The sequence below is a fragment of the Chitinophaga ginsengisegetis genome (assembly GCF_900168065.1).
In the GTDB taxonomy this organism is placed as follows: Bacteria; Bacteroidota; Bacteroidia; order Chitinophagales; family Chitinophagaceae; genus Chitinophaga; species Chitinophaga ginsengisegetis.
In genome coordinates this window covers 20,066-38,496 of record NZ_FUZZ01000006.1, presented here as the reverse complement: position 1 = coordinate 38,496, position 18,431 = coordinate 20,066, and the positions used below count along the sequence as shown (strand labels likewise).

At 50.3% G+C, this 18,431-nt stretch carries 10 protein-coding genes; all 10 read right to left on the bottom strand.

The genetic code is table 11. From position 1 onward, the window contains the following. Window positions 1-14: 14 nt before the first annotated feature. The 10 genes from B5Z18_RS29410 to B5Z18_RS29365 all read right to left on the bottom strand — a co-directional run bounded on the left by B5Z18_RS29410 (window position 15) and on the right by B5Z18_RS29365 (window position 18,405). The gene (locus B5Z18_RS29410) at window positions 15-3,095 is read right to left on the bottom strand and encodes a SusC/RagA family TonB-linked outer membrane protein (RefSeq protein ID WP_079473155.1); all 3,081 of its coding nucleotides are present in this window, start codon (window positions 3,093-3,095) and stop codon (window positions 15-17) included. 2 nt (window positions 3,096-3,097) lie between these two features. Further along, window positions 3,098-4,057, bottom strand: coding sequence for a DUF4961 domain-containing protein (locus B5Z18_RS29405; RefSeq protein WP_079473154.1), 960 nt, complete (start codon window positions 4,055-4,057; stop codon window positions 3,098-3,100). Between the two features lie 21 nt (window positions 4,058-4,078). Continuing rightward, complete coding sequence (locus B5Z18_RS29400) at window positions 4,079-4,516, bottom strand: DUF5004 domain-containing protein (RefSeq protein ID WP_159454477.1); 438 nt, start codon at window positions 4,514-4,516, stop codon at window positions 4,079-4,081. Between the two features lie 11 nt (window positions 4,517-4,527). Next, window positions 4,528-6,237, bottom strand: coding sequence for a RagB/SusD family nutrient uptake outer membrane protein (locus B5Z18_RS29395; protein WP_235016080.1), 1,710 nt, complete (start codon window positions 6,235-6,237; stop codon window positions 4,528-4,530). 186 nt (window positions 6,238-6,423) lie between these two features. Then, window positions 6,424-8,736 (bottom strand): GH92 family glycosyl hydrolase, encoded by a 2,313-nt coding sequence (locus B5Z18_RS29390; RefSeq protein WP_079473152.1) that lies wholly within the window; start codon window positions 8,734-8,736, stop codon window positions 6,424-6,426. Between the two features lie 2 nt (window positions 8,737-8,738). Further along, window positions 8,739-10,115 carry an SGNH/GDSL hydrolase family protein gene (locus B5Z18_RS29385; RefSeq protein ID WP_079473151.1) on the bottom strand — a complete coding sequence of 459 codons (1,377 nt, stop codon included), beginning with the start codon at window positions 10,113-10,115 and terminating at the stop codon, window positions 8,739-8,741. Window positions 10,116-10,123: 8 nt separating this feature from the next. After that, window positions 10,124-12,550 carry a glycoside hydrolase family 38 C-terminal domain-containing protein gene (locus B5Z18_RS29380; RefSeq protein ID WP_079473150.1) on the bottom strand — a complete coding sequence of 809 codons (2,427 nt, stop codon included), beginning with the start codon at window positions 12,548-12,550 and terminating at the stop codon, window positions 10,124-10,126. Between the two features lie 7 nt (window positions 12,551-12,557). After that, window positions 12,558-14,042, bottom strand: coding sequence for a RagB/SusD family nutrient uptake outer membrane protein (locus B5Z18_RS29375; protein WP_079473149.1), 1,485 nt, complete (start codon window positions 14,040-14,042; stop codon window positions 12,558-12,560). Between the two features lie 16 nt (window positions 14,043-14,058). Next, the gene (locus B5Z18_RS29370; protein WP_079473148.1) at window positions 14,059-17,382 is read right to left on the bottom strand and encodes a TonB-dependent receptor; all 3,324 of its coding nucleotides are present in this window, start codon (window positions 17,380-17,382) and stop codon (window positions 14,059-14,061) included. A 39-nt stretch (window positions 17,383-17,421) separates the two neighbouring features. After that, complete coding sequence (locus tag B5Z18_RS29365; RefSeq protein WP_079473147.1) at window positions 17,422-18,405, bottom strand: FecR family protein; 984 nt, start codon at window positions 18,403-18,405, stop codon at window positions 17,422-17,424. Between the last annotated feature and the right edge of the window lie 26 nt (window positions 18,406-18,431).

The window sequence follows — 18,431 nt, the reverse complement described above, 5'->3', positions numbered from 1 at the left end:
GTTTAGATGGCTGACTAGAATTTTATGTTGATACCGGTGTTCAGTACCCGCTGGATGGGATAGGCTCCCACGCCTACTTCGGGGTCAACGAAATCGTATGCAGCATGTGTAAACAGATTTTGCGCATTGGCAAACACCTTTACGCTGCCGAGCCGCACGCGGCTTGTCCAGCTGTAAGGGAGATTGTAAGCGATGTTTATATTTTTCAGACGGAAGTAATTACCATTGCGTACCCAAAAAGAGGAGCTGAATTTATTGTAGTTATTATTCGCGTCGGCAGTTAACCGCGGATAGGTTGCGGTACCTGCTGTTTCTGGTGTCCACCGGCCGGTGATCTGCTCATATGCCTGTCCGTACGTAAAGTTCTGGAACTGGAAACCTGCTTCGGTGGCAAAATTATCTACATAATTAATCCTGTTGGCAACGCCCTGTAACAGTACGCTTGCTTCTATTCCTTTCCACGAAAAGCCGATGTTAACGCCATAATAAATACGTGGCTTATAAGTACCTATGGGCGCTTCATCAAACTGGTTGATGACGCCATCGCCATTGAGGTCTTTGTAGCGTATGTCGCCCGGCAATGGCTTGTAACCGGCGATGGTAGCGCTGCCGGCGGCTTCTTCTGCTGACGCAAAAAAGCCGTCCGCTACATATCCGAAGCGCATGCCTACCGGCTGACCGGTTCTTTTGTTCCAGTCGTAATCGCGGCGCTGTTCATCCATAAATATCACTTTGGTTCCTTCAATACTTCCGTTGGCAGTAACAAAAAAGTTAAGCTGCTTTATCCTGCCCTGGTAAGTGGCGGTGAGTTCTCCGCCCTGGTAAAGGTTAATGCCGATATTCTCCGGGGGATAAGCGGCGCCGGAGAGTGCAATACTTTTTCCACGTATCTGCAGGAGGTTTTCGTAGCGGTCGTGGTAGTAATCGCCTGTTATCTGCAACCTGTTATTGAAGAGTGACAGGTCCATTCCCACATCCAGTTTGCGTGCTGTTTCCCAGGAGATATTCACATTGGCCAGGCCGTTCTCTTTGAAGCCGGAAGCCGGGGAGCGCGCCGTTCCCTGGGAGTATATGCCGCCACCAATGCCATTGTCTTCGCTAAAATCCTGGCGCCAGATGTAATAGCCGGAATTATCGATACCGTTGCCGGTGTGTGCATAAGTACCTCTTAGTTTCAACTGGTTTAACCAACCGTTGTTTTCTTTAAGAAAACTTTCCTGCGCAAGATCCCAGCCAATACCACCGCCAAAGAAGGTACCGTATTGTTTACCGGGCAGATACCGGTTAAAGCCGCTCCTGTTGAGGGCGCCCTCTATGAAATATTTATTGGCGTAGTTGTAAGCTACTTTACCTGATATGTTGGTAGACTTACCTGGCAGATCATAATTAAAGATGGTTTGCCTGGTATCGGCCAGTACTACGGCATTCACGCCGTGGGGACCAAACTGCCTGTCGTAGTTCAGTGATACCTGTCCAAAGAAATACTGCGCGTTAAAAACGGAGATGAAATTATTCTGCTGCGCCACGGCATTACCTGCCTTCGTATACAGGGTGTCTTCATCTGTTATGGTTACCCGGTATACCAGGTCATTTTTACTGCGGTCTATTGCATTTGCTGATTGTATAGACAGGTTGCCTTTCCCTTTCACGGACAGTCCGGGCAGCCAGTCGCCGAGGTTGTAGCGCAGATCCACATTTGCCATTACATCTTTGCTGTTGTCCTGTATATAGCCGCTGTTGATGGTTTGCGACAGGAGGTTGCTGGTGAGGTTACTGGTACCGCCCCAGCTGCCATTAGGATTGTAAACAGGATATGCGCCATTGGGTGTTCCCAGGAGTGTTTTCAATATATTATTCGCTCCTGCGCCCGGCTGTGTTCCTTCCTGGAGGCGGCCAAAGAGCTGCATGCCTACATTGAAGTTACGGGTAACGTCGATGTTCACATCGGTATTGATCAGGTAACGCTTTAATCCTGCGTTGGTGTTATAGTTATTATCGGAAGAAGTTTTGAAGATACCCTGCTGACCGGTGTAATTGAGTGACACAGAATACCGGGCCACATTACCACCGCCGTTGATGTTGAGGTTGTAGCGGGACATTGGCACGTTATCTTTCAGGATGGTGTTGTACCAATTCACATCCGGGTTGGTATAAGGTTTTGTATGATCACGGAATGCGAGGAAGTCGGCTTCCTTGTACAGTGGCGCTTTACCATCATTCTGCAGCGCTTCATTCAGCAGGTAGGCATACTGCCATGCGGGTAATGGCTTTGGCAGGCTAAGCGACTGCTGGATACCTGTTTGTGCAGTAAAGGATACACGCGGCTTGCCGGCGCGGGCCCGTTTGGTGGTAACCAGCAATACGCCGCGGGAGCTGCGTTGGCCGAGCATGATAGTAGACAATCCATCTTTCAGTACTGAAATCGATTCTATATTTTCAGGATCGATGGAAAACACATCCCGCTGGATTCCGTCTATAATCGTTACCGGTACCTGTCCACGTAATGATAAATTCATTTCGGTGTTATCGTTGGGTTCCGACGCACCTGGTTTAGGAATATTCCCGATGAAGATGTCTACATCGAAATTATTACCCGTACCCGGATTCCGGAATCCGCTTACCTGTTGGGTGTAGAGTCCTGCCAAACGGCCCGGTAACGCATAGGCATACAGTGTAGCCGGTGTAGTGGACAGTTGATTGGTGTATACCGTAGCGATGGAGCCTACTGAACTTTTGGGGGAGGCTTCTCCATAGAGTACGGGAATACGTGGTGGTAAAGGAATAAACAGTTCATCCATGCGCAGTGTGAGCGCTGCGGTGTCGCGTATTTTTTGTTCTATTGCCTTGTAGCCGGGATATTGAATAACAAGGGTGCTGTTCAGTGCCGCATGGATACTGAATGTACCGTTGGTACTGCTGCTGGTGGTATCGCCGGTATTTTTTACGGAGATGGCTGCCCCCACAAGTGGCTGGCCATAGTTATCAATCAGCCGGCCGGAAATGATACCGGTTTGCTGTGCCTGTGCATTTGCGCAAAGCGTAAGTACACCACAGGCAAGGGCTGAAATATATTTTTTGATGTAGCTGTGAGCCATTGTTATTGACATTTGAATGTGTACACAAAAGGAGCAGCAGTATTGCTAAATCCTACTTTCACCGTGCCGGTGGCATCTGTAAAAAAGTATTCGATCTTCTCCAGCGTTTGTCCTTCCTGCATGTTGAAATATGAGCGGGGCCAGATAGTGATAGCAGATTTATTGCCGGTATAACTTTTCAGTTTTGAGGTTTCCGTTTGCGTGCAAACTTCGAGGATATGTCCATCGCTGGTATATCCTTTTGCGCAGAGGTAAATATTGCCTACGCCATTGAGCGCTGTGGGCACTACGTCCGGGTCGAAGCTCAGGGTGAGGAAATCATTGTCGGTGGCTACCCCGGGGCTTACTGCCGCTATCTGCGGATTACAGAAGTCGATGATATCGCCCTGACCATCTGTAATGGAGAAGCAATCTTTGAACATGCATTTGTATACGTTGTTGGAACCGAATACATCGTTAAGTCCATCGCTGCTGGTGCCGAGGAAATAGCCCGTTTTAAACTGTATATTATCCGGACCGGGTTTGATCACCATTGTTACATCGATCTTATCTTTTACGCCTTGTGGTACATTATATGCCTGATCTGTCCAGAACACCACCCATTCGAGGTTATCTGTCATGTAGTTGCCGCCCATGCCGAACCTGTTTTTCAATGCAGCGGGCCAGGGCAAGCCCCCAACAAGAACAGACGAAGGCACGGGCACCATTTTACCGTTGCCATATGAAGTGGTGGTATAGGTGATGGTAGAATTAGCTGCGGCGGCCCAGCTTTTGGGCGCCAGGAAGCCGATGATCAGTCTTACGCCGGTGCGGCCACCATCCGCCACATCGATCCGGTTGTGCATGGTGATGGTCATTTCCTCGCCTGCTTTCGCCGCGGAGGGCTCGTCTACCCCATCGAGGAATACGCAGCCAGCCAGCAGCAGCAGGAACAGGACGATACCGTATGTATAATTTTTCATAACGTGTTGTATTGTGTTGGATCAGGGATTCAATCTTTCAAGTGTGTAGTCGTATGTGTTGGCGGCGCAGCCGGGACTGAACGTAAAATTGATGTTCCGTTTCCCGTTCACCACCGGGTAGGTGAAGGTGGTGCTGACCGGGTTGCTGATACCTGTTTGACTGAAGCTGATCCGGAAAGGATACTTAGGATCATCCAGTGCATAGCTGCCGTTTTTGCTGACTATAAAGGGCAATGGATTTTCAATGGTGTATTGAAGATCTGTGGTGAACCGTATCCTGAACTTTGTGAAGTCCGTGAGTGTAGTGATATCTACGCCATTGCGCACTGCTTTCACGATGCGCCATTCGCCGGCAATATCTTTTACCGGCTCTGGCACCAGTATTTCATTGCGGTGGCAGGAGTTGATAAAGAGTACCAGTATTGGCATCAGTAAACATATGTGGAATCTTGATTTCATCATGTTGCTTTTTACCAGGATGGATTTTGTTTTAACTCAGGCGATTTCGCGGTTTCTCCCTGGGGGATGGCCCACAGGTACATGGCCTCGCGGAAATTGTGTTTGCGTACGGGGAAGATGGTATAGGTAACGTTAGCGCCATTGCGTTTTACTTCCATGCCGGTCATCTGTTTATTCTCCGTTTGCGCTGCTATCTTCCATCTTCTTACATCCCAGAAGCGGTGGCCTTCAAAAGCCAGCTCCACTCTCCTTTCCGCACGGATGGCCTCTCTCATCTGTTCTTTTGTAAGCGCTGCGGGCAATTCATACGGCGACAGCCCTGCGCGTTTACGCACCAGCTCCACCGCATTGTATACTTCCTGCACCGGGCCGGCGTATTCGTTCTGCGCTTCTGCAAAGTTTAGCAGGACTTCTGCATAGCGCATCAGCGGAAAGCAGCGTTGCGAGCCGTGGATAAAGTTGGCCGCAATATTTTCATCGAGCATTTTATTAGTGTAATAACCGGTGGGGGTTCCGGCGTGGACTGCATCCTGACTGATACCTTTGCCATCGGGGCCGAGATAAATATTGACAGGTTCTTTCAGGCCGGTGTTCTGGATCAGCAGCGTTTGATCACGGATCACTGAATAGGCCAGCCGCGGATCGCGGTGGCTGTATGGATCGGCTGCATTGTAGCCTGATGAGGGGTCCGTAATAGATTTGCCGTTTGCCATGCCGAAGGCGTCTACAAAGCCCTGGTAAGGAAAGCCTCCCTGGGCGCCGTTCCGCGATGGTGGTTGCCAGGCGCTTTCGAGTTCACGGTTGCCGCCCTGCATCCTGGCGAAGATATATTCCGGGTTCACCCGCAGGGTAAATAATTTGTAAAAGCCATAACCGGGTGCGGTAGTATTGTCTTCATTCAAAGAATAAGCGGCGGTATTCATTACGGCAGCAGCAGCATCGGCAGCCAGTTTCCAGCGTTCCGGAACATTGTCGGGGTACCCGGTAGGGGCATCCTGCGGGTTGATGCCGCCACCATTAAAGAGTGGACTGGCAGCGTATAGCAGCACCCTGGCTTTCAGCGCCAGGGCTGCTCCTCCGCTGGCGCGGCCATAGTCTTCGCGGATCCGCACCAGCGGTAATACGGCGGCTGCGGCATCGCATTCCGATATGATGTAGTCCACACACTCCTTATAGGAATTGCGCACTGCGGGGATCTTGTCTTCTACCTTATATACAGAATCGCCGAGTAGCGGAACGCCTCCGTAGTGTTTCAGCAGATCGGCATAATACCATGCTCGCAGGAAGCGTGCTTCCGCGGCCATCACGTTGCGGATAAACGACGGGATGGGTGAGCCGGGCAGGTGTTTCAGCAACTGGTTCACCCTGCGGATATTGGTATAGGGCAGGTTCCAGGCATCGGCGCTGATGATGGAAGGATTGACGGTACCGGTAGCAAATTGTATGGAGGTGGTGACGGTGGCGGATTTCTGTGGTTCCGCCTCATCGCAGGAGGCGTCGAGGCCGCCGTTGCCGAAGCGGGTGGCGCTTTCTGCAAAGCCAATGTCTACGTAAATGTTGGTGAGGAAAGCGACGGTGCGGGCGCTGTCGGCAAATACCGTTTGCTCGTTCAGGTTAGTCGTTTCCGTCTGATCCAGGAAGTTTTTTTTACCGCAGGAAGCAAGGGTAAAAATTCCTATGCACAGGCATACAGGAGCAGTGAACGCGAATTTCATTTTCATAACGTTAATACGTGTTAGCATCCAGCTTTTGGTGATAAAAATTTACATACGTGGCATGACATCGCCTGTCTGTAAAAGCAGTCTTCTACAGTGGCTTGTGCTGCGGGATCTTTTTTTGATTGGTTACTGTTTGTCCCTATGGTATGACACCTTAAAAAGACAGTACCGCCATTCTTCCGTTAAATTTTATTTAATTCCCCAGTTTTGTGCCGGTTGGTTACCCATTTCCAGCACCAGTGTACCGCCGGCGGTGATATCGGCATGGTTGATATAACAGTGTTGGTATGGTTTCCCGTTTAACCAGGCACGCTGAATATAGCGGTTGGCAGGCGTGTTATTACGGGCGCTGATGGTAAACGTTTTGCCTTTGGCGTAGGCAGGATCGAGGGCGATGGTAATGTTATCAAACACCGGGCTGGTGATCTCGTACCGCGTACTTCCGGGACATACAGGATGCAGTCCGCTGGCGGCCAGTACATACCAGGCCGACATCTGTCCTACATCTTCATTCCCTACCAATCCTTCTACAGAATTATGATAGGCACGGGCGCAGATTTCACGGGTCCATTGCTGGGTAAGCCAGGGGGCGCCCAGGCGGTTAAATAAAAACGGTACATGATGTACCGGTTCGTTGGCGTGGTTGTAATAATCGTTCCACATCATGTTTTGCGGTACTTTGTCGAAGAATGTAGTCAGATCTGCCAATACCTTTTCCTTTCCGCCCATGAGCGCCACCATGCCTGGTACATCGTGCGGCACAAACCAACCCTGCTGGTAAGGACTACTTTCAATAGTGCCGTATCCCTGCTGCATGCGGCCCTGCTCCGGCCAGGGTTGCCAGGTGCCGTCGTCGTTGCGGGGACGGAACCACGCTTTGCCCGTATCAAATACATTTTTATAATTGGCGCCACGGGCCAGGTATTTTTTTGCGTCCTCCTTTTTGCCCAGTGCGCCGGCCAGTTTGCCGAGGCACCAGTCGAAATAGGCGTATTCCAAAGTCAGCGATACGCTTAACCCGCCGGTGGAATATCCTTTGCTGCCATTGCCGAATTTCTCTACAGAATTTTTGGCGAAGGCGTATCCTTTGTTAATATCAAAATTACGGATCCCTTTTGCCCACGCGTCGGCCATCACCGACACTGCGGGGTTGCCGATCATACAACCGCTGTATGCGTTCAGGAATTCCCAGCGTTCCAGGTAATGGTTACCGCTTTCATCTGCCAGCGTTACCAGCGAATTTACCATATCGTTTACCACGCGGGGATTGATGATGCTTTGCAGGGGCATCTGGCTGCGGAATACGTCCCAGCCGCTGAAGATGGTGCGTTTGGTGAAGTTTTTCACGGCATGAACTTTTCCATCTCCCCCTATATATTTTCCATCCGCATCAGAAAAATTGCGGGGATCTATCATGGTATGATACAGTGCCGTATAGAATATTTTCTTCTCCTCTTCTGTGCCTCCTGCTACGGTTATTTTGCCGAGGGCTTTGTTCCATGCGTCGAATGACTGTTGCCTGATGGCATCAAAGTTCCAGTTCCTGATCTCTGATTCCAGGTTATTTTTTGCGCCGTCGATGCTCACGAAAGAGATGCCAGCTTTCATCAGTACCGCTTCCTGTGCGTTGGTAGCAAATTCCGTGTAGAAGCCAAGATGCTTACCTGCTTTTTCTTTAACGCCGGGTATTACCGTTGCCTTTGCGATCTGTTGCTGATAGCGGGCGCTTTCAACATCTTCGCGTTTCCGTGACCAACCGTCGGGGATGTCTGCACTCCACACGCCATATTTAGAAAGCGGCTTGCTGAACTGCGCATAGAAGTATACGGTGTAATTGCCTTTCCCATCGCCGTTTCCCCAACCGCCGCCTTCCGGCGTACACTGCATGTACCCGGCAATGGTGCTGTCGTTGATCACTTTTACCTCCTGCCAGGTGGAAGTACCTCCTACCCTGCGGGCCAGATCGATTTGTATACGTGATTGCTGATTGGCGGGAAATGTAAAGCGCATGATGCCGCTGTGTGGAGCAGCGGTCATTTCTGCGGTGATATTATTTTCAGTGAGCTTAACAGTGTAATAACCTGCGGTAGCCTTCTCTTCTTTTTTTGAGTAGGTAGAACGATACCCTTCCTCCGGATGTTGCCGGCTACCCGCAGCGGTTTGCAGCGGGCCGGTGGCAGGCATTACCAGGAAATTACCAAGATCACCATACCAGCCGATGCCGCTCATTTGCGTAAAAGCAAAGCCTTCGATAGTGGTATGTTCATAACTGTACCCGGAGCCGTTGTCGCCGCCGGTAATGGTATTGGGACTCAGCTGCACCATGCCGAAAGGCGTGGCGGCGCCGGGAAATGTTTTACCAAGACCGTGATAGCTGCCGGCCGCATCTTCACTGGTGCTGGCGCCTATAAAAGGATTTACATAAGCGGCGGGACCTTGCGCCTTGCCGGTAGTTGCAACAAAGAAGAGTGCCGAAACGAATATGGAAGCAGTGGTTTTCATCTTTAAATTTTAACGATCTCTATTTTATGAATCACCGGTTTGTTGATAGTGTAGATCAGTTTAACGATGGTATCGATCTCCTGCAGCCAGGCGGTACGCAGTTCTTTGTACATGGCTGTTTCATAATTTTCTTCGTGGTAACGCAGCATACCATCTGTTTTTGCATAGGTGCGTACACTATCCAGTGCAGCTGCGTCATCATGCAATAATAAATTCTTTTTATCAAAAAAGTTGCCCTGTATCCAGTAGTAACGGCGTAAACGGCTCTCCAGCTCTGCCCGGCGGAGGTTGAGCTGCATGATGGAAAATGCCTGTTTGTACTGCGGCGTTTCGGTTAATGTGGCGAGGTTAATACCTTCTGCAAATGCAGCCGCGGACCATTTCCCCATAGCATGACCATCTATCAGCAGTGTATAATCTCCGGAGGATAGTCCTGCTACCTGTAACATTTCCCGGTTAAAATCTTCCGTAAAAGGAATCCAGTTCAGTGCGTCAGATTGTTTCTGCGTATTGCCCCAAACGCGGGCCACCGTATCTATAGGGAAAGGTAATGATGCGGCCAGGTAACCGAAACTTACTTTGTTGTTAGAAGCCGTGAGCTGACTGATACTGCAATTCACTGCCTGCTGCAATTTACCGGCGCCTGCGTTGATGCTTACCTCCGCAACCGGTTTGCCGTTCAGTCCCTGGCTTTTCAGGAAGAGGGATGCCATTACCAGGTGTCCTGCGTTGCCGGGATGGATTCTGTCCGGGCCAATCATGGTGAAAGTAGAATCCTTTTGCTGTAGTTGTTCATTCAGTGCTTTCATGGGCCGGAACAGGTCAGTGAAAGGCCAGTTGTTTTTCTGTGCGGCCTCTTCCTGGAACTTTATTATTTCCAGCATCGCCTGCTGTTTTCCAGGGAAATAATTTCCCGGGATCTTCGCGGTTTCATCGTATGGCGGCGACGACATCATTATTTTTTGTATCGCCGGTAATTTGAGGAGCCGTTGCTCTATTTGCCCGTAACTGCGGCGGGAAGCGGCTATGCGCTCAGCGGCGGTTTTAGCGGCATCGCTGTTGTTAAACTCGTAATAGCCGGTATCGTTCATGCCAAAAGTAAGCACCAGTACCGTTGGCTTTTTCGCCAGGATATCGTAATCCAGGCGACGGTATATATCCGAGGCTTTGTCGCCGCCAATTCCACCATTGAGGATCACCAGTTTTTTTCCGGGGAAATGGGTCATGTAGTAGAGATAAATATACGAGACATAGGCGCCTGCTTCGGTGATGCTGTTGCCTACAAAAATCACGCGATCATTTTGCTGAAAGGGCTTTACCTGTGCCTGCGCGAACAAGGTGGCAAGGCATAACCCGATAGAATACACGAACTTTTTCATATAGTGGTTTAATTATTTACAATTACATTTTTTAGCCGGATGGTGCGGATACCGAAACGGGGTATTGCCAGGCGGATGATTGTTTTACCGGCCACCAGCCGGCGTTGCAGGGTTTCCACAGCCTGGCCATCCAGTTGTTCTATCACAGCCTGCGTGGCTTTACCGTTGAAAGACAGTTGCTGTTGCCCGCTGTTTCCACCGGCGTTATACAACCTGATAAGCAAATCTTTTCCATCCATGAGCAGGGTGGATACCTGCCAATGATTGTCCTGCAAGGCGAGCAATGAAAAATCTTTTCCTCCGGTGGCAGACAGTACCTGCAACGGTTCGCACCAGCGCGTTTCTTCGTTGCTGATGCTTCCTGATTCCCAGTTACCATTATGCGGTACGATGGCATAATTCACTTCCGTAGGTCCGGTAATATCGTAATTACGCCCCCAGAGCGCACGGCCTGCATATTGCAGCGTAAGGCCCAATGGATAATCTTTCCCATGCACGTAGCTGGTAGTATGATCGGTAAACAGGGCCAGCCCGGTATTGCCGTCGGTTACATCCGCCCAGTGAAGGATCACATTATTTTTGATGCTGTCCCAGCTGCTGAAGAAAGTATTCTCCAGGCGGCTGTCTGTTACATCAAATGGTGCGTCTTTACTGAGTTTTTGCGGAGAGAGAGAAAGCGGGAACAGTACCTGCAGTTTGCAGCTATCGTTATAAAATGCTTTGCGATATGCTTCCGTGCTATAATTATCTGCCTGTGAATATGCGCCGATACCGGGGTTCCCTTTCCAGTTTATTTTCACTTTCAGATCTATTCTACGCTGGCCATTGGTGAGTGTAACCTGTTGCGTAAATGGATGACCGGCAATAAAGCCGTTGATTTCCACCGACACGCGGGCTTTGCTATTTTCCGTGATGCGGATCCTCGCTGCAGTGTCCATACTGGAGCGCCAGGCGCCTTCCTGGTAAAAGTATCCCCGGAGTTCATTGAAGCCGCGGTTGTTTTTTGTGTCCACCATTTCTTTGCCGGTGGCTTTCACAATCAAACTGCTGATAACGCCACCCCTGGCGGGATCTATCGTTATGCGGTATAAGTCTGTTTCCAGGGTTTCCGGCGTGATGTAATTTTCCCCGCCTGTTACCGGCTGCAACCTGTAAACACTGAATCCCATTGGTGGCACCGAAACTTTAACGGCTCCCGGCACTGTAGGCACCTGTCTTCCTTTACTATCTATTACTTTCCAATTACCCTGCAAATCAATCCACTCCTCACGGGGAAGTGCCGTGGTGTTCAATACGCGTATATAAGTGGCGCTATTATTTTTTTGTAAGATGCTGTCGCTTACGGCGATGGTGTTATCTGTCCAATGCTGCACTTTATCGATCCAGGTATCATTGTAAGGCACAATCCAGCAGTCGTGGTGCTGGGCCAGCAGCAGCGATTTCCAGGCGGTATCCAGTTTTTGCTGCGGCCACGGAACATGATCATATAAAGCGGTGATAGCGGCATATTTCTCGGCGGCTATCAATTTATTTTCCGCGGCTCTAACCTGCTGCGCAATGCGTTGCAATACCTGAGCGCCCCACACCAGGCTTACCTGGATATCTTCCTGGCTCACCCTCCACGATGGCACATTTGTTTTGTTTGCCACGTTGCCGATATAATTCCGCCACGTTTCATACTGTGCATTACGTTTCAGCCAGGGGCCGTTGTGCCAGCCGGCATCCTGCAGGCACATACCAATGGGATTGGCAATGCCGGCTGCGCGGGCGGATGCTAAATATTCTTTGCTGTTATTCCACGCAGTAGTTTGCCAGGTAGAATTGGGTAATAAGGCTTCTGAACTATATCGGGGTACGGTTAACAACCGGCTGCCATCGGGGCCTTCCCATTGTACCAGTTCACCGCCAAATGCGCGGGTATAGCCGCCCCAGCAGGTATTGGGATTTTTCAGGGAAGCGTATTTAAATCCGAACGAGCGGAGCACCTGCGGCAATGCGCTGGTAAAACAGGGTTCTTCACTTGAATAGGTGGTGAATACGGCGCCGGGGAAATGTTCCCTTACTTTTTGCATGCCGTAGCTGAACTGGCGGATCATGCTTTCGCCGGAGCCGGTGTAAAGATAACTCTGGCCATATCCCGGGTTCACATATTCTATGCGGCCGTTGCCGGATTGATCGGCAAACAGTTGTTGGAAAACACCATACGCCTGCGGTTCGCGGACCTTCACCATATCCCAGGTTTCGGGTTCTATTTCCAGGTTAATTTTCCAGTATGGATTCGCCTGCAGCTGGCCGGTGATAAACCGGGTGTATCCTGCGGGATAATGTCCGTAAACGCCGCCGTGATAGCCATCGATAAAGTGAGGCTGCTGGGCAAAAGATTCCTGTGCCGCAGCGGTGAGTAAAACCGCCAGGCAAATATTCATTCGTTTCATGCTGTTGTTAAAGGGCCAAGTCCGGGTTTTTCTGAACTTCAGCTAATGGTAATGGAAATTGAAAATCAGTTTCTTCGAAGCTCCGCAGGTGATTGGGGGCTTTGTATCCAACCAGGTTGATCATGCTGCCATGCGCCACATCAAAGGCTTTGCGGGTGCGCAGCATATCGTACCAGGTCTGGAATTCAAAACACAGTTCCCAATATCGTTCCTTCAGGATATCATCTGTTGTTAAAGTTGCTGGTTTTGGCGCCGCGGGAAAGGCCCGGTGGCGCACCGAATAATACGCGTCGATAGCGGCGGCATCCGAAGTAGTACCACCGTCGATCATGCTTTTTGCTTCTGCACATAAAAGCAGTACATCTGCATAACGTATCAGCGGAAAGTTAGCTCCTGAGCGGCCGGTTTTCTCTGCTTCTTCATCCCAGAATTTGAAGATGTAGGGTTCGGAGAAAAAGATGGTTTCGGCCGGATTGCCATAACGCGGATATTTTGTGTAGAAAAAAGCCTTTTCCTGTTTGCGTCCATCATCTGCTGCATATGAATTATAGAATGCAGGGGCCGGCGCCATTGCCCCGCCATAGGCCGGTTGAATAGAAACCGGCTGACCGGGATATGGAAGATACGCCCAGTGAATATTACTCACTGCCACCGTAGGATGACGTTGCAGCATAAAAATATGCTCCCTCGTATTTTGCACGGCGGGGTTGCGCAGATCGCTGTATTGCTCAAACAGGGAAAACTGGTGGCTGTCGATCACTTCCATCGCTTTATCATATGCCATCCGGTAATAGGGCATTCCTTTCTGCAAAGGATAGCCTGCCATGGTGATGTATACTTTCGCCAGCAAAGATTTTACAGCGCCCAGGCTTACATGCCCGCTCTGATCCGTCCAGGAGAGGCCAGCGTTTTCTGCTGCTGTAAGGTCTTTCACAATCTGTTCATACACGGCTTCTTTTGGCGAGCGGCGAATCTTCACATCATTAATATCTTTCGTAGTGGTCAGCTTCAGGGGGATATCACCAAAAAGCCGTACTGCCTGGAAGTAATACCATGCCCGCAGGAAATGCGCTTCACCGAGATAACGCTGCTTTGTTAATTCGTCTACCACCAATGTTACGCTCACGTTTTCAATAACGCTGTTGCAGTTTTCCACCGGGTAATAAGTAGCATTCCACCATGCCTGTAATTTTGAATTGGCATTATCGAGCCTGTCTAACCGCAGGAACTGGTCGTCCTCAAAACCTGATGGCCGTGGCCGGCGGCTGTAGCCGGTGATATATTCCAGTGAATACACAGGGCTTACGGCTACGCCGATGTTTACTACGAAAGGAGTAGCAAGACCATCGTATGTACCGTTTACCGCGGCGCTCACCTGCTCCCGTGTTTTGTAGTAATGTGTGAGGCTGAGAGAACCTGAGGGTTCCTCTTCCAGGAATTTGTTGCAGGAAGTAATCAATATGATCATCCCCAACAGGACCAGTTGTTTCATATTTCAATTCCTTTATTCAGAATGTAACATTTAATGTGAACGCCAGTGTTTTCGCTTTCGGGTACTGATACATATCCACTCCCTGGTTAAAGTCGCCATCGAATGAGGAGGCTTCAGGATCATACCCTTTGTACTTTGTGAACAGGAAATAATTTTCTGCGCTGACACTGATGGCGGCGGACTTTATATGATACCGTGCGAGCCAGTCTTCCTTCAGCCGGTACGCCAGCGCGATATTGCGTATACGCAGGAACGTGCCTTTCTCTATGTAGTAACTGTCCATCTCATTATCCAGTCCGTCCTGTGGCAGCCGCAGCGCCGGGTTCATGCCACCCTGCTGTTGCGGCGTCCAGGCGTTGAGGAGGTTGCGGTAGCTGTTGGTGGTGGGCGCTGCATTTTCCATGAGCATCCTGGTAAAATTTGCCAGGCTGTGTCCATAAATCGTTTGCACATCTACCAACAGCGAAAAATTTTTATAGGTAAACGTATTACTCAGGCTTGCTTCAAAACCGGGCATGCCGTTGCCCAGTACCGTACGGTCGTTGGCATCTTTCACTTTATTATTGTTTCCATCTGCATATTTCACATCGCCTGGCTTTTTGCCATAGGCAGCTGCTTCGGGCGCTTCAGCTGTGCCCCAGGTGCCCAGCCGGCGGTAGCCATAAAATTCGTTTAACGGGCGTCCTTCCATGATGCGGCCACCCCAGGGATACATGATATCGCCATTCAGTTCCAGCACGCGGGAGCGGTTCATGGAATAGATCAGGGAAGTGTTCCATGAAAACTGTTTGCGCCGGATGTTGTTGGTGACCAGCGACAGTTCAACGCCCCTGTTGCGGATAGAACCGATATTGTCAAACACGCCCTCGTAGCCGGTAGTAGCAGGCATCAACCTGTAATACAACAGGTCTTTTGTTACGCGGTTATAAACGTCGCCGGTAAATTGTATCCTGTTATCCAGCAGTGAAACATCGACGCCGATATTCAGCTGGTGGGCTTTTTCCCATTTAAGATTTTTGTTGCCCAATGCTTCCAGCATCACGGCCGGTGCGGCCTGACCATTGAATGCTACCTGGCCGCTCCTCAGCCTGTCCTGCGTTACATAATCGCCGATGTCCGCATTGCCTACAATGCCATAGCTGCCGCGTATCTTCAGGTCGTTGATGCTGCGCACGTGCCGGAGGAAAGGCTCCGACGACAACCGCCACGCGCCTGAGAAACTGGGGAAATAGCCGTACACGTTATTGGCGCCGAAACGCGAAGACCCATCTGCGCGGAAAGAAAACCCAAACAGGTAGCGGCTGTCGTAGTCGTAATTAAACCGCATATAATAGGAGTTCATCGCTGTATTGCTTGTTCCCGACTGTGGCCGTTGCGGCACCAGCCCTGTTTGCAGGCTGTTGTAGGAAAAGAAATCATCGAAGAAGCCTTCGCTTCCTGCCTGGGTGCTCATGTTCCCGAAATAGTACCAGCTGGCGCCAGCCACGGCGGTGACTTTATGTTTGCCAAACTGGTTGTTCCAGGTCAGGTAATCTTCCGAAGTCCACGAACCGGAATTTCCATTTGCACGGGTGGCCACGCCCTGTTGTGTATCAGAATAGCCACGGATATCCCGGCCGGAATAATACAGGTTGTAGGTGGCGCCTGTTTGCCCGCTCAAACCTGCTGTGATATGCAGTTTACTGTTCAGGCGGATGGTAGTGATCAGGTTGCCCATCGTGTACGTGCGGCCGGCCACCGACTTCACTTCCCGCATGAGTCTTACCGGGTTTTCAGAATCCTCTGCACCCGGGTAATCCCCTTTGCGCGAATACGTGCCATCGGCATAACGTACCGGCAGGAAGGGCAGAAACTCATAGATCTGGCGCACAGCATTCAGTCCGAATGTATTGATGTCGACATTATTTTGTTTCGCGGCGCCGCTGTTGATCACTGCCTGTACGTGCAGCCATTTTGTAACATCCCAGCCGAGGTTGATAAAGCCGTTGATTTGCCGGGAGTAGCTATTGATCAGGATTCCCTGCTGGTCGTTGTAAGAAAGATTGACAAGGGCAGAGAAGCCATCCTTTCCCGCAGACAGCGACAACGAATGTTCGTGGGACACTGCGAGGCGACTTGCTTCCTTTTGCCAGTCCGTATGATATTTAGGCGTACCATCCGCATTGAAAAGTTCTTCCTTCCGCGGAAACTGCCAGGAGGCATCGAGATGCGGCGCTGTGCGGCCGGGAAGATATTCATACTCCCGTTTAAACATCTCCAGTGCTTCTTCTGCATTCATCAGCTTTACTTTGCGGGCCAGTGAGCCAAAGCTGAGGGTGTTGCGGAACGAAATAGCCGGGCTGCTTTTTGTTCCTTTCCTGGTGGTGATCACGATCACGCCATTGGATCCCCTTGCGCCATAAATTGCCGAGGCAGCCGCATCTTTCAGCACGTCTACCGAAGCCACAATATTCGGATCAAGGATCAGCGGATCGGCGCCCACAATCCCGTCTACCACATACAGCGGGCCGTTGTAAGCGTTGATGGAACCCGTGCCCCTGATTTTTACGATCGGGTTACCGCCGGGTTTTCCGGAATTCATCATCACGCTTACGCCGGCAACTTTTCCTGCCAGTCCCTGCATGAGGTTCATGGTAGTAGCGCGTTCCTTTAATACATCGCCGCTTACGGTGCCCACGGCCGTAGTGAGCATTTCCTTGCTGGAAGTGCCGTAGCCGATCACCACTACTTCTTTGAGAGAGGCATATTTTGCCAGCAGGGAAACGTACAGCATATTCACTCTTTCCACCGGCACTTCCTGTTCGCCAAAGCCCGGAAGACTGAAGCGCAGGGTATCGCCCGGATCGGCATGGATGCTGAAGGAGCCGTCCGGATCTGTTACGATGCGGGGCTGCAAACCTTTCTTCATCACATATACACCCGGCAGTGGGTTGCCGTTGGTATCCGTTACCTTTCCTGTTAATACCGAAGCCTGGTTCAAAGGCGGCGGTTCCTTCCGGGTGATGAGGAGGTTCCTGCCACGCAGTTCATATTGTAATACAGCTGGCAATAATTTCAGCACCTGTTCCACCGGAATATTCTTTTTATTGATCGTTACTTTTCCGCTTTTTGCTATTTCCGACGGGTTATATACAAACCGGAATGTGGTGGCTGCTTCCACCTGTTCAAACACTTTATCGAGTGTTTCATTCACAACGTATATATCTACCGTAGTCCGTTTCAGTTCTGTTGTTCCCGGTTGGGCCGTGATCCGCGGCGGGTACAGGCAACACAATGCCAGCACCAGGCAGGCGAGCCACCTGGGCGTCATGTGCAAGCACTCCGCTGTTTTCACTTTCATAACTTGAAATTATCACGCCTCGTGGCTGATCCTTCCGGATTATTTATTTGGTTGACTTTTTTTGTAAACCAGGTATTCGTTTTTGCCCGGCGTTTGCCGGTAGCTAAACCCATAGATATCACACAGCATACCCAGTACGTTTTTAAACGGCACGTTGGCATCGAACCGGGCGGTGAGCAATGAGTTGGCAATTTGTTCGCTGGCAAACAGGATACGTACATCGTACCTGCGTTCCAGTTTTTGTGCAATATCGCGGAACAAAGCTTTCTTAAAGATCAGCTGCCCCTGTGTCCAGGCGCTGATGTCGGCGGCAGCGATGTTGTTTGTTTCCAGCTGATCTTTTGCAGCGTGGTAAATAGCCTGCTGATTGGCGGCCAATGTAGTATGGCTACGCTGATCATTGCCAATGGCTACTTTTCCGCTGGCTACCGTTACGGTTACTTTTGCATCCGGCGTATAGGCGTCGATGTTAAAGCTGGTTCCGAGTACGTTAATATTGAGTGTACCGGCATGTACCAAAAAGGGAGCGCCTTGTTTGGGTGCTACTTCAAAGTAGGCTTCTCCATCCAGCCAGATCTCCCGGCCTTTAGCTTCTTCATACCGGATCTTACTGTCTATATTCAACCACACGATACTGCTATCCGGCAGGCTGATCTTTTTTATACCTTTTTTAGTTGTTTGTTCTGTTACGCTTGCTATCGTTTTTCCCGGTTGAACCGGTTGTTTACGAATCAGGAAGAATGCGCCTGCGGTAATGAGCAAAGCCACAGCAGCAGCGGCAGCCCACCAACGAACAGACCGGTAGCTCACCCGTGGTTCCGCTGCGTCTACCTGGCGACTGATACGCAGGAAGATCAGCTGTTCCAACGCAGCGCGTTGCTCCGGGCTGAATTGCGCGGTGAAGGCCGGATCATTTTCGAAAGACCTGTACCAATTGTCCACCTCACTGATTTCAACTTCAGTGGCTGTACCGTCCAGGTATTTATCCAATAATTCTTTTAACCGGGTGTTGTTCATATCCATAGTCTCTCTAACATTAGACACCTGAA